This window comes from Draconibacterium mangrovi (assembly GCF_010586825.1).
Lineage (GTDB): Bacteria > Bacteroidota > Bacteroidia > Bacteroidales > Prolixibacteraceae > Draconibacterium > Draconibacterium mangrovi.
In genome coordinates this window covers 365,726-380,695 of record NZ_JAAAGB010000005.1, presented here as the reverse complement: position 1 = coordinate 380,695, position 14,970 = coordinate 365,726, and the positions used below count along the sequence as shown (strand labels likewise).

At 41.2% G+C, this 14,970-nt stretch carries 7 protein-coding genes; all 7 read right to left on the bottom strand.

Going from position 1 to position 14,970, the window contains the following annotated elements; genetic code table 11:
* Positions 1–48: 48 nt before the first annotated feature.
* Complete coding sequence (locus tag G4420_RS14910; RefSeq protein ID WP_163324726.1) at positions 49–1,689, bottom strand: hypothetical protein; 1,641 nt, start codon at positions 1,687–1,689, stop codon at positions 49–51.
* A gap of 76 nt (positions 1,690–1,765) precedes the next feature.
* On the bottom strand, positions 1,766–3,406 hold the full coding sequence (locus G4420_RS14905; RefSeq protein WP_163324725.1) for a right-handed parallel beta-helix repeat-containing protein: 1,641 nt from the start codon (positions 3,404–3,406) through the stop codon (positions 1,766–1,768).
* Between the two features lie 137 nt (positions 3,407–3,543).
* Positions 3,544–6,684 carry a glycoside hydrolase family 2 TIM barrel-domain containing protein gene (locus tag G4420_RS14900; protein ID WP_163324724.1) on the bottom strand — a complete coding sequence of 1,047 codons (3,141 nt, stop codon included), beginning with the start codon at positions 6,682–6,684 and terminating at the stop codon, positions 3,544–3,546.
* Between the two features lie 24 nt (positions 6,685–6,708).
* On the bottom strand, positions 6,709–8,199 hold the full coding sequence (locus G4420_RS14895) for a sulfatase family protein (RefSeq protein ID WP_163324723.1): 1,491 nt from the start codon (positions 8,197–8,199) through the stop codon (positions 6,709–6,711).
* A 132-nt stretch (positions 8,200–8,331) separates the two neighbouring features.
* Positions 8,332–9,741, bottom strand: a complete 1,410-nt coding sequence (locus G4420_RS14890) for a sulfatase-like hydrolase/transferase (protein ID WP_163324722.1) — start codon at positions 9,739–9,741, stop codon at positions 8,332–8,334.
* Between the two features lie 103 nt (positions 9,742–9,844).
* Entirely contained in the window at positions 9,845–11,551 is a 1,707-nt protein-coding gene (locus tag G4420_RS14885) for a RagB/SusD family nutrient uptake outer membrane protein (RefSeq protein ID WP_163324721.1), read from the bottom strand.
* A 19-nt stretch (positions 11,552–11,570) separates the two neighbouring features.
* Positions 11,571–14,789, bottom strand: a complete 3,219-nt coding sequence (locus G4420_RS14880; RefSeq protein WP_163324720.1) for a SusC/RagA family TonB-linked outer membrane protein — start codon at positions 14,787–14,789, stop codon at positions 11,571–11,573.
* Between the last annotated feature and the right edge of the window lie 181 nt (positions 14,790–14,970).

Below are 14,970 nucleotides of genomic sequence, written 5' to 3'. Positions count from 1 at the left end.
TTGACAACTAACATCGCCTATCATTGCCAGGTAAATCTTAGAAACTGGCTAATTGACTTGATCAGAAATAAATTTAATAACCATTCCAGGAACCGAAATATCGCCTTTGTCTCCGGCCATAGTTCCTATTTCATCAATCAAATTACCTTGAATTATAAAGCCATTCTTATTTCTCTTTATTTTTTTTGTGATGTCGATTGCTCTTTTTGACAACAAATCCTGTCCATAAATCTTAATTTCATCAGGTAAGCTTTCTGAAAATTCGAATGTTAAAGATTCATAGTAACCAAATATACCGATAGGCTTATTAAGCTCCACTTCCTTTAATGTAATTTCAGCCTTTGGATGTTGCCAGCTTTTATCAGGTGTAACCCGCCCTTCAGTAGCAATTGCTATAGCACCATTTGGAAATTTTGAAGCCAGTACATAAGGTGGCATTCCTTCACATTTAACTTCGGGAAGAGCTATATTTCGAGTCATTATTGCAGGAGCACTTTGCCGTACCATCTTTCCATGTGTCGACTTTAGCCAAGTGTCATTTTTTTTGAAAACAATACTGTCGACAAGGCTTTGGGTTGAAAAATGATAGGTTCCATAACCGGCAACCATTGGAGGTGCAATACGCTGCCATAACGCAAATCGATCCATTTCATTTAGTCGTTTGTCTACATGTCGATCTCCGGAAATCTGTAAATGAAAATCTTTTCCATTATATATTCGCGGGGTATTCATCGGGTGACGTTTAACTGCAACAAGTAAACCCAAAGCTGCAGCAATGTTACAATCATCCTGAATATTAAGAAAGGCTTTATAGTCATTGTTACCTGCAGTTTGCACTAATATATCATGTACTCTTTGCATGGTAGTTGTACTCACCAGCAAAGGTGCTGCGTCATACGTTCTGAATACATCTGTATTTTTGATAACATCCAATGATTTTTCTGCTTTTTCTGTAGTCGAATTTAATGAAGCATTCAATTCCTGAGAAACAGCTTTTTGTCCATTATAAACTGAAAGATATGAAGTTAACCCGGGGGTATTCCATTTAGGATTTACCGGTCCTGTACCCGTAATATGCTCCAAAGTCAGCTCAGGATATATCTCATCTTTAATTTTGGAGGCGTAATAATGGGCGATATCCCCTCCATCTATCTTCCAATATTCAACTCCTGCATATTTGTTCCACTCCACAAATTTTCTCATTTCATCCTCCGGCGGATTTCCCCGAACCCATAATCCAAGTCCTTTCCATCCCAGCTCTTTGATATCATGGTTCATTTGTTTTATCCGTTCCTCTGGATCGAACTTTGCGTATCTGGGAAAATCAAGCGTGTCCATTATTAAGGTGAAAAATGTATTATCCTTGATTCGTTTATCTTGCCAGCCGTGGTCAATCACAAAATAATAGTCGCTTCTTGTTTTCGGCAACATTACCACCGCCATGCCTTGCTCACCAAAGATATTCTCTTCGTTCATTTCTTCTCTCGCGGCTTCATTTGTATAAACAGTTGCAGCATCAGGATTTGTTACTTCCTGCCCTTTTAGGATGAGGTAGTTTTGCCAGTACCAGGTACACCAATAATTTGGAGCTGTCCCAACCTCATTCGGGACTAAGCTTTCAATTTTCTTGTCTGTATCGCATCCAAACAAGATTGCTACTAAAAAAGAAATTAGAATCGCTTTGTACATGAAATTATTTTGTTTTTAATCTGCTTGTGCCACACCTTATGAAAACATATATTAGTTCATTAAGCCGTAGCTTATACTATTTGCATTGAATAGCCCCGAGGTCGGGTAAACCTTCTATTTTGTTGCCAAAATAATCATATTCTACGTCTAATCCGATTGTCAAGCCGAGCGGATCTCCCGGAATTGGTTCAATTTTTATCCCCTTATCTTTTATAAGGTCAATGTTAACTGGAATATAATCCTCTTTACTCAGTCCTCCCGGATTTTTAAATTGAGGATCGCCAATAATCTGGTCCTCATCCTGAATTAAAACATCAACGGGCCAATTTTCTTTTTTCAGGTATAAGTTGTTTTTAAAAACGATATTTTCCACCTGCGATTGCCCATCAGTTTCCGGCTTATACTGGTCGCCCTTAACTGCCCGGCTTTCGCCTTCGATGCAAAAAATATTATTGGCAATAAGCACTCCGGATGAAGCCCGGTCGACCGCAATTTTGGCTACAATATTCTTATTAACGTAAATGGTATTGTTATAAAAATAACTATTAAAAGGCCCCTTTCGCGGTTTGTCGCCATTGTATCCGCTTAGCCAAAATATTTTCCCTTCCTGAAATGCGCCATTCTCACCTTTAACACGATGGCCATCGTTAACGCTGATATTGTATCGATATGCACAGTTATAATTATTGCCTAAAATCTCACAAAATCCACCAGCGTTGTTTTCACTAAAACAATATTGAACAACAACATTTTTACAATTAAAATCGATATGGCACCCTGCTGAATCTCCTGGGCCATTAGCATTTCTGAACGAATTGTGTTCGATTAAAACATCAGAGCAACCCCAGGTCCACAAGCCACTGCCACGCCCCCATTTTCGTGAATCGTTATTGCTACCCGAATGGTCGATATAATTTTTTTGAATGTGTGCATTTTTAACTCCGCTCATCTGCATTCCGGGGCCACCGGAAAATAAAACCCGGTTGCTGTAAAGTTTAACCTCACTGATATTTTGGTTTCGCCCCGTTAATTTAATGCCTGTGTGAGCAACATTGCTTACCTCACAATTTTCAATTACGATACTTTTTATTTCCGCCTTCTCCAGCTGATTAATAACACGAATGCCCCAACCATAGCTTTGAGTCCCGTTTGCAGTGCGTACTTCATCCTTGCCTCTTTTATAACCGGCATCTTCAAAAAAAACATCGCGTATCTTTAGGTTTTTCAACTGAATATTTTCATAAACCCCTTCGGTTGTAGTTGTTACCAACACTCCGCAATGCATATTTTGTCCTGAGTTTCCGGCTTGAATAACACCTCCCCCATTTCCGGTAATTTCAAGATCAGACACAACAACATTACTACAGTTTAGCAGTGTTATTCCATTGGCAAATCCTTTCGCATCAATAACAGGCAGATTCGTATTTTCAGAATATTTGTACATGCTAATTTCAACCGGCGAATCAGAAGTTCCCGAAACATCCTCCAAAACCAATCCTCCCTGAAATACAGAACCTGATGCCAACAGAATTTGAGCACCCGGTTTTAGTTCAATTTTAGTTATTCGATCAAAACTTTTCCAGGCAGTTTCCGGTGTCATTCCGTTGTTAGTATCGCTCCCTATTTCGCTATTTACATAGTAAATTTGTTTCGACTGTTCCTCTTTTGAACAGGAAGCAAAAAGCAAGACAATAATTATTAGAAGAAGTTTATTCATGGTTTAGTGTTTAAAATATTCCCTATCTATACATTTATCAACTTAAACTTTTGAATCCGGGAAACAACCCCGGGATACTCTGAGGCTACATTATGCTGTTCGCCGGGGTCTTTTGAAAGATCATACCGTTTTCTCATTTAATTTGAAATTGGAGTGAAGAACAAGCTGAACTGCACAGGTTCAGGTTTTAGCAAATATTTTTCAAGAGGCAACGGACCACAACTATTGCCACCAAGGCCTCCCTGACGGTAGTCAATGTTCCAGTAGGTCTTGTTTTCTTTTTGCAATCCGTAAGTATGAACGGCATCAGACAAAGCCTCTGCACTGTAATGATGCACCGAGGTCTCCAAAGGAATATCGCCTGCAACCTGCAAGCCAATTCCCTTTGAATCGGTAAGCCTGGCCCAGCGAACATCCGTTTTATTGCCGTTCTCCTGCGGAACCACATAATATGTAAACTGATCATCCACAGTACCCGAGTAGTACCCGATTAAAGCACTAACTTTTCGGTCGTTATAATTTTCGTGAGGTCCACGACCATACCATTGGAACTGATTATAAGCATCATTAAAAACCAGCAGGTAACCCAACCGCGGAAGGTTGGGAAGTTCACCAAAGGGTTCCACTTTTGTGTTCATACTGAAGGTTCCGTCGGCATAAACCGTATAATCTACATCGTAATTAAAACCTGCTGTATTCTCTGAATTCGATAGAATATTGTTGGTAACAAAAGCCAATTTCCCGGCGTCCAATTCTTTGATATGAAAGCTTTTTACGGCATTTTTCATTTCATTCAATCCGGCGTCGAGCCAAAGTTTGCAGGTTCGTCTGTTTGTGCCATCGGGCCAGTAGGAGCCGTCGTTGTCGGTGGGTGCCCGCCAAACCTGAAGTGTTGGCCCCTGCTGAAGAATTGGCTCTCCGTGAATTTTATAATCAGTGATAATGCCGTTTTTCTTGTCGAAGGTAAAAACGAAATCATCTCCCGAAACGGTCACATAATCAACTGTTTCTTCAACGCGCAACTTGTTATTTCCCAAATCGATAAATTTGCTGTTAAAATTCCATTCCTGAAGTATAAACTGGTCGTAGGCTATTTCGAAATTTGTCGGCGACCACAAGGTTTCTTCATCCTGCTTTGCGGAAATATTGAGCAGGTATTCTTGGCCTTCTTTAAACTGTGAATAATTGATTGGAATCGAAACATTTTCCGATAATCGGGGCCCAACACTCTCTTTGAACTTCCCGGAAGCAAGCTGTTGTCCGTTTTCTAAAATACTCCAGTAAAAGGTGATGCCATCCAGCGAAATGTGTTGGTTTTTATTTACAATTTCCAGAATCTTTCCGTTAACGAACCTGAACCCTATGTTTTGGTAAACTCTTTTTACTTCAATGGTTTTAGGGGTTACATTCAGGTCGGGCAAAACAATGCCGTTCAGACAGAAATTTTTGTCATTCGGATAATCACCAAAGTCACCTCCATAAGCAAAATACGCTTCTCCCGATGGTACTTTCTGTTCAATGCCCTGGTCAACCCAGTCCCAGATATGACCTCCGATCAGGCCATCAACTTCTTCAAAAGCATCAACATATTCTTTGAGATTTCCCATGGCATTACCCATGGCATGAGCGTATTCATTTAAAATAAATGGTCGTGGATCGTCGGAAAACTGGTACTTGTACAAATCGGCAACTTCAAGGTAACGCCCTTGCCAGATTGGCCCGTTTCCCCGTTTCCAACCTCCGATCACATCCGATGAAACCGGATTTTCGGCAAAATGATAATGTGTCGGCCGTGTTGGATCGAGCCGGTGTGCTTCTTCGTTCATGGCCACTAAATTCACCCCGTTTCCGGCTTCATTTCCGTGCGACCAAAGGATAACGCTCGGGTGGTTCTTATCACGCTGAATCATGGAGCGCAAACGCTGAACATGCGCCTTTCCCCATGCCGGATCTTTAGCCAGTGATTCTGCTTCGTAACGCATGCCATGTGATTCCACATTCGCTTCATCAATCAACAAAATACCGTATCGGTCGCATAAATCGAGTAAATACGGATGTGGCGGATAATGTGCTGTCCGAATGGAGTTAATATTATGTTGTTTCATTAGAACCACCTCGTTTTCAAGCCATTCGCGTGTTACAGTTTTCCCATAAACCGGATGGTGCTCCACCTTATTCACACCCTTGAAAAGAACCGGTTTTCCGTTCAGTAACAATTGGCGGTCTTTGATCTCGATTTCGCGAAATCCGGTATTACAAACCACTACTTCACTCAGCTCTTCATCGTCCTTTAAAAGCACACAAACTTTGTACAGGTTGGGTGTTTCGTGTGTCCATTTTAGTGGATTTTCAACCTTGACCTGCAATTTAATCTCACTTGTTTCGCCCGGCTTAATACCGGTTAGTTGTTGAGCAGTTTCACCTGCTAGCTCAATTTCGTTTCCAATAACATCCAGCAGCTTAAACTCAACAGCACCGTTCTTAAAAGAACGTTTATCGTAATTTTTTAATTTGATGTTTACATTAATAACTGCATCCCGGTAATGATCATCCAGGTTGGTGGTCACAAAGAAATCCTTAATCTGCATTTTGGGTGTAGCATACAAATACATATCCCTGAAAATTCCACTCATTCGCCAGCCATCCTGGTCTTCGAGGTAACTGCCATCGCACCACCGAAAAACCTGCACGGCAATTTTGTTGTCGCCCTTTTGCAAATAATTGGTGAGGTTGAATTCTGCCGGAGTGCGGCTTCCCTGACTGTACCCCACTTTTTCGCCGTTCACCCAAATGTAAAAAGCTGAAGAAACTCCATCAAAATGGATAAAGACTTCTCTTCCATCCCAATTTTCGGGAATAGTAAACGTTCGCAGGTACGAACCAACCGGATTGCCATTTTCTCCCGAAATTTTGGGAGGATTTTTGTCAAACGGATAGGTAATATTTGTATAGATGGGTGTGCCAAATCCTTGCATTTGCCAGCACGATGGAACCGGAATTTCAGCCCAATCAGATGCATCAAAATTCGTTTGAAAAAAATCCATTGGCCGGTCGTCCACATTGGCTACCCAATTGAATTTCCACGTACCGTTCAGGAGTTGAACCCATTGTGATTTCATTCCATCCTCAAAAGCATCTCCCACTGAATTTAAGGGGTAAAAAGTGGCGTGAACAGGTTCTTTGTTGATGCCGATTACCTGTTCGTTTTCCCAATCGGGTTGAGCGAGAACGATCGAATTCAACAATAATAGGGCAAATACAGCTGTAATTTTATCCATTTTTTATTTCAATTATGACAGTGATTAATACTTCCTGCTATTTTCTTTCAACCAATTATTATAAGCGTTTTCAAGCTCTTTTACTTTTTCGGGCATAGAAAGCGCAAAATTATCACGCTCTCCCAGATCATCAGCAAGATTAAAAAGTTTCAGGCTCAGATCATCAGATATCGGTTTAATATAAAAATCGGACGGACGGCCTTTTCCCCATTGTTCGTTCGTATTGGTAAGTTTCCAGTTGCCTTTACGCACTGCCCAGGTATTCCCCCACCGCCAAACCAGCACACGATCCTGGTTGGGGTGTAAAAGGTCAATTCCATCTATAGTCTCGTCGGTCAGTTCAATTCCGGCGGCATTGCTGATGGTTGGTAAAATATCGGTAGTCGAAACATAATTGGTTTCAACTTTCCCGGCTTTCACTTTTCCTGGCCAGCTTATTGCCATCGGTACCCGTATTCCGCCTTCCCAAAGCGAATATTTACCGGCTGAAAGCGGAGCATTTTTAGCGCCGGTTAACGGAGAACCACCATTATCGGAAACAAAAATTATCATTGTTTCCTGATCGAGTCCCTGTTCTTTCAGCGCATCCAGTACACGACCAATGTTCTCGTCGAGACAATCCAGGTTGGCCAGATAAAACTTTCGCATGTCCTCATCCTGAATGGCACCAAGTCGCGTATATTTTTCGTAATAAGCTGAATAAGATCCCGGTTTTTGATGATTAAATGTTTCCATCGAATCGGGTTCATAATTATGGATTGGATCCACCTGGTATTTATCCAGGTATTTTTGCGGGACTTCGTGAATTACATGGTGTACGGAGTTGTACGCCAGCGTTAGAAAGAAGGGAGCATCTTTTTCTGATTTCAAGTATTTGATGGCTTCGTTGGTAAAAATATCGGTCAGGTATTCCTCATCAGGATAACTTTTGTAGCCCTTGTTTTCCATTAATGGCCCAAGGTGTGCGCTGGTTCCATTCGGATCGGGTGTACGGCCAGCAATCTCTTCCGATGTTAACCAATAGTCGTGGGCATGGGCGCTGAATCCTAAAAAGTAATCATAACCGTGATTTAAAGGATATTCACGCACATCGAATTTATGGTAATTTGTTCCAAAATCAGCTTTCCCAATTCGGGCAGTTGTGTATCCTGCTTCTTTCAAATATTCGGCAATGGTTTTCACATTGTCGGGCAATCCGGGTCCCCAACTTGCTTTCTCATCCCAACGGAATTGGTTCTTCCCGGTCATTAACCCTGCTCTGGAAGGGCTGCAAACCGGTGCCGTTGTATACGCCTCGGTAAATACCGTACCCGCTTCGGCAAGCCTGTTCATACTTGGGGTTGAAACTTCAGGCGAATGATTTTCAAACGGTTCAAAATCGGCATAGCCCTGATCATCAACAATGATGAGCAAAACGTTTGGTTTTTCGTTTTGATGGGATGTTTTCTGAGAACACCCCAACAAAATTACCGAGAAAATAATAATGAGAAAAAATCCATTAAAATGGTTCATCATGTTTAGTTCTGTGTGTTTATAATTTCAAGTATTTATTGCAGCCGATTGTACGTTTAAAAGAACGCTACCGGAAACAACAAATACACCAGCTAATACAATAAGTTTATTAAGGTTCATTTGGTTTAGGTTTTCTTATTCTGTAAGCTTTTCAAATCTTTCAGGATGAAGCTCATTATATTTCTTATCCTGACTCAATCCCATAAAAATCGGATCCTTCATATTTCTGTTCCAGTTCTGAAATTCTTTGGTTAGCTGTAAAACTCTATCTGGCCTCTGTTCCTCAAGGTTGTTTTCTTCCGAAATATCATCAGTGAGGTTAAAAAGCATGTTTTTACTTTCAGCTTTGATCAGCAGTTTATCATCTCCCTGGCGAACGGCATAATCCTGTGCATCAAATTTTCTCCAAAATAATTGATCGTGTGGTTGCGAATTATTCTCCCCCTTCAGATACGGGATCAAATCGATACCATCAATTTCGTTTTTCAGCGGGATTTCTTTACCACTCTGAGCGATTATCGTTGCAAAAATATCGAGTGAGATTATGGGATTTTCATATATTTCACCTGCCGGAATCGTTCCGGGCCATTTCATGGCAAAAGGTACTCGTACTCCCCCTTCAAATAAATCGCCTTTTTGTCCGCGCAAAATTCCGTTATCTGAAGCGTTGTGATTTTCAGGTCCGCCGTTATCGGATAAAAATACCACGAGTGTATTTTCTTCCAAATTCAGTTCTTCCAGTTTATTAAGTATGAGTCCAACTCCATCGTCAACCGCGCTTACCATGGCTGCGTAGGTTTTTCTTTTAATATTATCAATGTTATTAAACCTGCTCAGGTATTTTTCGGTGGCTTGCAAGGGCGCATGTGGTGCATTATAGGCGAGATAAATAAAAAACGGATTGTCTTTGTTTTTTTCAATGTACGAAACCGCTTCACGCGATAAAGCATCAGTCAAATACTCTGTTTCATCCACTCTTTCGTAATTTCGTAGCAGGCGTGTTTTGTAACCGTCGAATTGTGAGGTTGCCTCAAACGGATCATTCAGGGTCAGTTCTTCCGGAAAATATCGGTGACCACCACTCAGAAATCCGTAAAAATCATCAAATCCTCTTTTTAAAGGGTGTAACGATTCATGTGCTCCCATGTGCCATTTTCCAATTGCCAGCGATTTGTAACCCGCCTTCTTTAAGGCATCGGCAAGGGTTTCTTCAGTTAACGGCAAACCCATCCCGGGATCGTTTGGTGCAAACAGAGGATTTCTGCTAAAACCAAATCGGTCCTGATATCGGCCAGTGAGTAGACCTGCCCTACTTGGGCCACAAACGCAGTAACTAACGTAACCATTGGTAAAACGCACACCGCCTTCCGCCAATTTATCAATATTAGGAGTTGGAATGTCGGTGCAACCATTAAAGCCAACGTCGGCATACCCCATGTCATCCACCAAAATCAACACCAGATTTGGAGAGCTGTTTTTCTCATCGCGGGTGCACGATGCGAAGATTACAGCAATAAATAAAAAGCAAAGAAATCCTGTTTTCATATCAATTCATTTATAAAGATATAAGTGCTTTAGGCGCTGTTCAAGTTTGGAAACCCAGGGACCAAAATATGGCCCCCGGGTAACCTCCCCAAACCAAACTATTCTAGTATCCCGGATTTTCAACCAGGTTCGGATTATCTGCTATGCGATCCAGTCCAATTGGCAAATAATAGTTTCTTTCGGCAAAAACTCTCTTTTGTCCAAAGTCCGCATCTTTAATCTTTAGTGTGTACTTATCTTCATCAATGTAATAATCCCAGGTTACACCTTTAAATCCTTTGTCGTTTAATACGTCAACGGCTATTCTCCAACGACGTAGATCCCAGTAGCGGTGCTCTTCGATATAAAGTTCCACAAAACGTTCGTTACGTACTTCTTCCAAAGTCAATGTCTCTTTATCAGGCATTCCTGCTCTGTTTCGTATTACATTAATCAAGTTTCTGGCATCTTCTTCTTCGCCCATTTCAAACCTGGCTTCCGCTGCATTTAGGTACATTTCGCCTGTGCGGAAAACAGTCCAGTCAGAATCGTCCTCGTTGTTGTTCAGTCCGATAAGCGACTCATTAACACGCTTTTTAATCAATATACCGGTTTTAATCCGGTTCCTTCGGGGTGCAACACCAGGCCAATCGGAACCGGAAGGAATAGTGCCTTTTGTTGTATTGTGCACATAAACTTTACCGTCTCCCCATGGTGTTTCAGGATAAAATGCCGAGGCAAGGAAGCGCGGGTCTTTGTTCAAGATAATTTCATCGAGAGAGAACTTGTTATTTCCATCCAGTAAACTTCTGTCCCAAACGGCAGAAGAACCGTCCTTGTACTCATATTTTTCCCATGCTTCCAGGTACATCCAGTTATTGGATCCCCAACCGGTTTGAAATCCGTCGGGCATACAATAGAAAGTCCAACCATGCGCTTTTAACAGCCCATAATCATACACTTCGGCAAAAATAACTTCCGAATTTCCATCGGCTAACATCAATTCGGTGTAGTTTTTTACCGGATCTGCATTCTCCTTATACAAAGGATGCATTCCTCCGTTAATTATTGCCATTGACGCATCGTATGCTTTTTGGTAATAGGCATTTGCCTCTCCTGAAGGTATGCCCAACAGACCATCCAATTGCACCGAACCATATTTTGCAATACTACCGGCATATAACATAGCACGGCTTTTTAATGCATAAGCTGCCCATTTTGTAGGCCGCCCAAAATTACCTGAGTCGTAACTATCGGGTAAAAGATTAACCAATGCATCCATTTCCGATGCAATAAAATCATAAATCTCTTTTTCTGAATTGCGCTCAACGTATAACTCTTCAATGGGTTGATCGATGCTTTGAGCCTCAGTAATTAATGGAACACCACCGTAACGTTTTACCAGTTCGAAATACATAAATGCTCTTAACCAACGTGCTTCCGCAGTTTTCTGATCCACCAGATCCTGATCAAAAGTGGCTTCTTCCAGAATTTCCATTATTTCGTTACACGAACGAATATTTCCGTAAGGCCAGTATTCCAATGCTGAGTGTGCACCATTTTCATCAATAATTTTCATGGCTGCTCCAAATGGTGTTTGCCAGCCGGCAAATACATTCGATTCATCCGACATCACGTTTAATAAGGCATTTCCTTCACCCCCTGATTGAAACCTGGTGTTATTATAGATTTTATTCAAGAATGCATCCACAAGGACCGGGTCATTTTTCACAGCATCTTCTGATATAATATTGGTAGGAGCAATGTCTAATAAGTCGCTACAACCAAACAGAAGAACAAATAATGGTAGTATAAATATTATCTTTTTCATCGTTCTAATCATTTAGAGTTTATAAAGTTAACCTAAGTCCAAATGTCATCGTTTTTACCGGCGGATAATCCCTGTTGTTGGCTCCGATAATTTCCGGATCAAATGACTTTTTCCAGATATCCAAATTACTAATTGTGAATAAATTAGTTCCACTGAAATAAACAACACATTTGCTAAAACCAACTTTTTCAAGTAATGATTTTGGGATGGTATAAGAGATGTTGATGTTTTTCAATCTTAAATAAGCTGCATCATAAGTCCAGAAATCTGATGTTTTGCCATTATTTGCAGTCCTGCCGTTTTGGGTTACAGGAGGAAGCTTAAAATCATCTGGATTCGTGATGTAGTCCTGTCCATTTCCGTCCTGACCAATGATTGCGCGATAATCATAATGCTGTGAAAGTGGTATTGATTCGTTGCTAAATGGAGCCGAAGCCGATCCTCCAACCACTACCACGTAATCGGCAGCTCCCTGCCACAACATTCTCACACCAAGACCTTTCCACTGCGCTCCCATATCCAGACCAAACATGGTATTGGGCAACGATGCTGAATTATCTGTATTGGTACTTCCCTGTGCAATAACCTTTTGATCTCTCCAATCAATCATATTATCACCATTCAGGTCTTTATATATAATATCACCCACTTTAATCGTTTGATTTTCTGCCTGATCCTGATCGATCACATGGTTATCAATCTGTTCCTGATTCATAAAAAATCCATCGGAAACATACCCCCAGTAACGGTTGTCCCACTGGCCTTCGTTAACATATCTTTCATTCCATAGTTTATTAAACTCAAGCGTTTCGGCATCCAAATCACCGGTTGTAGGCAAAACATCTTCATCCAGTTCAACATATTTACCTCTTGTCCATGCATACATCGGTGAGATGTCATAGGAGAAATCGCCAATTTTATTGCTATGGGTTAATGTTATCTCAAATCCACGGTTATCTCTTTTATTTAAGTTGGTTCTGGGCAAATTTGCACCAAAGGTACTGGGTACCTGCTCGGTTGGTTGTGCCAGAATATCTTCTCTTAAGCGGTAAAAGCCGTCAACTTCGAATCCGAATAAACCATCCCAGAAAGTTCCATCGATACCAACATTACTCATTTTCATGGTTTCCCAGGTAATGTTTGGGTTTGCTAAACCTGCTGATGCAATTACAGGGGCCGGCGACGCACCAAATACGTAGTAATCGGTTGAAATAGTATATCCGGTCAGGTAATCGAACGACGACACTGCATCGTTACCCAGAATACCGTAAGAACCTCTGATTTTTAAATTATTCAGATTGCTGAAATTATCTTTCATAAACGCTTCCTCAGAGATTCTCCATCCGGCACTTACACTTGGGAAATAACCCCAGCGTCCTTTAGGAGGATATTCACCGGAAGCATCGGCACGCATTGAAAATTCGGCCATATACTTACCCTTGTAATCGTAATTAATACGACCGATTACTGAAGCACGGGCGCGTTCAGTTACACCAACATTACCGTTAGTTTGAAGATTCTCGGCATTATCTTTTCCTTCTTCGGACGCATATATCAGGTAAGGTGCCTCAAATGATAATATATCTTTTCGTGATCCCTGCAAACTGGTCCACTTGTAACTCCAGGTCTCGCCAACAACCATTGCTTTAAGAGTATGGTCGCCTATAATTTTATCGTACTGTAAACTTATTTGCGGTAACAATTCAGTTGAGCGGTTAGAATATACTTTCATGCTATTGGCATTCTGAGTTCCCCATTTCACCCATGGATCGCTTCCTTCCGATGCCGCAACTGGATCATATTCCCAAACATCGTAAGGTTGTGAAACAGTTTTATTCCACTTTAGTGCCTCTTCATAATTCAATCGGGCTTTTGCGACTAATCCTGTAACAAAGGGAACGTTGTATTTCAGTTCTAAAGCGCCTTGCAGTACTTTATCCCGGTTATCCTGAAATCCGGAAAAATCCTTAAACGTTTGATGATAAGGCGATCTTTGCAAAAATCCGGAACTGGCAGCCCGTGTTGGATCTTCCTCATGATAATAAGGATAAACAGGTTTAGCAGTTTGAAGTGAGTTGTACATATCGTCCACCCCAAAATTCGCCTTATCGATTCTTGAACTTCGATAAGCAAAATCAACAGAAACGGTCAGGTTTTCTTTCACTTGCGCATCGATATTCGAACGAATGTTATATCGGTTAAAATTGTAATCACCTGAAGTAAAAACACTGGACTGATCGACATAACCTGCAGAAACAAAATATTTGATTTTATTGGTTCCGCCTGTTGCACTAATGTTATGTTGCTGCTGGGGTGTCCAGTCGCGATACAAAGCCTCATCCCAATCATAGCCATAGTAATCACTGTCGTCCATGGTATTGATCAGTCTTTTGGTATCGGAATCATAATGAACATGGGCAGGACTGTAATCATCAGGATTTAAACCCGATTCATTCAACAACTCGGCCCACTTACGAGCTTCAACAAGATCGGGAAGAAATGTTGGAGCTGTAAAAGAAACGTTACCGTGATAGGTTATTTGCGAGGGTTTATCAGTTCCCCGTTTTGTTGTTACCAGGATAACTCCGTTTCCTGCCCGGGCACCATACACTGCTGCCGAAGCATCTTTTAATACGCTTATTGATTCGATATCGTTTGGATCAACCTGTCCGAGGCTGCCTTCAATACCATCAATTAAAACCAGTGGATTATTTCCATATCCCCTGATGTTTAATTTTGTTCCATCGGCTCCGGGCAGACCCGTAGTTTGCAAAGTATACAAACCTGCAACCTGACCTTGCAACAGTTCTGTTGAGTTGGCTGCCGGCCGTTGTAACATCTCCTCGGCTTTAACATTACCAACAGAACCGGTTAAGGTTGCTTTTTTCTGAACACCGTAACCTACTGCTACTACTTCCTCCAAACCTATGGCATCTACTTTCATCGTAACATCGATTGTTGTACGGCCATTGATCGTTTCATTTGCGCTTTGCATACCAACAAATGAGAACAGCAACGTTCCGCCATCGGGAACCTGAAGTGAGTAATGTCCATCAATGTCGGTTACGGTACCAGTTGTTGTACCCTGCAGAACAACTGCAACACCGGGTAGCGATTCCCCGGCATCATCGGTTACTTTTCCGGAGATAGTTTGTTGTGCCCATGCAGATGAGGCCAGCAATATGACCACAAATACCAAACACAACTTTCTGATTAGAATCTGATTAGCTTGTTTCATAAGAATTTAATTAGTTATTATTAGAGAAACATAAATAGTAAAATCACGATTGCGATAAGTAGGAGGTAAAGGATGACATTAAAAGCGCGAAAGGCGAACAGTCCTTTTGGAATGTTTTTTTTCTTGTCCATAAGTTTCGGTTTAGTTTTACAAAAAACTACACTTCAAAACTCGAGAATTT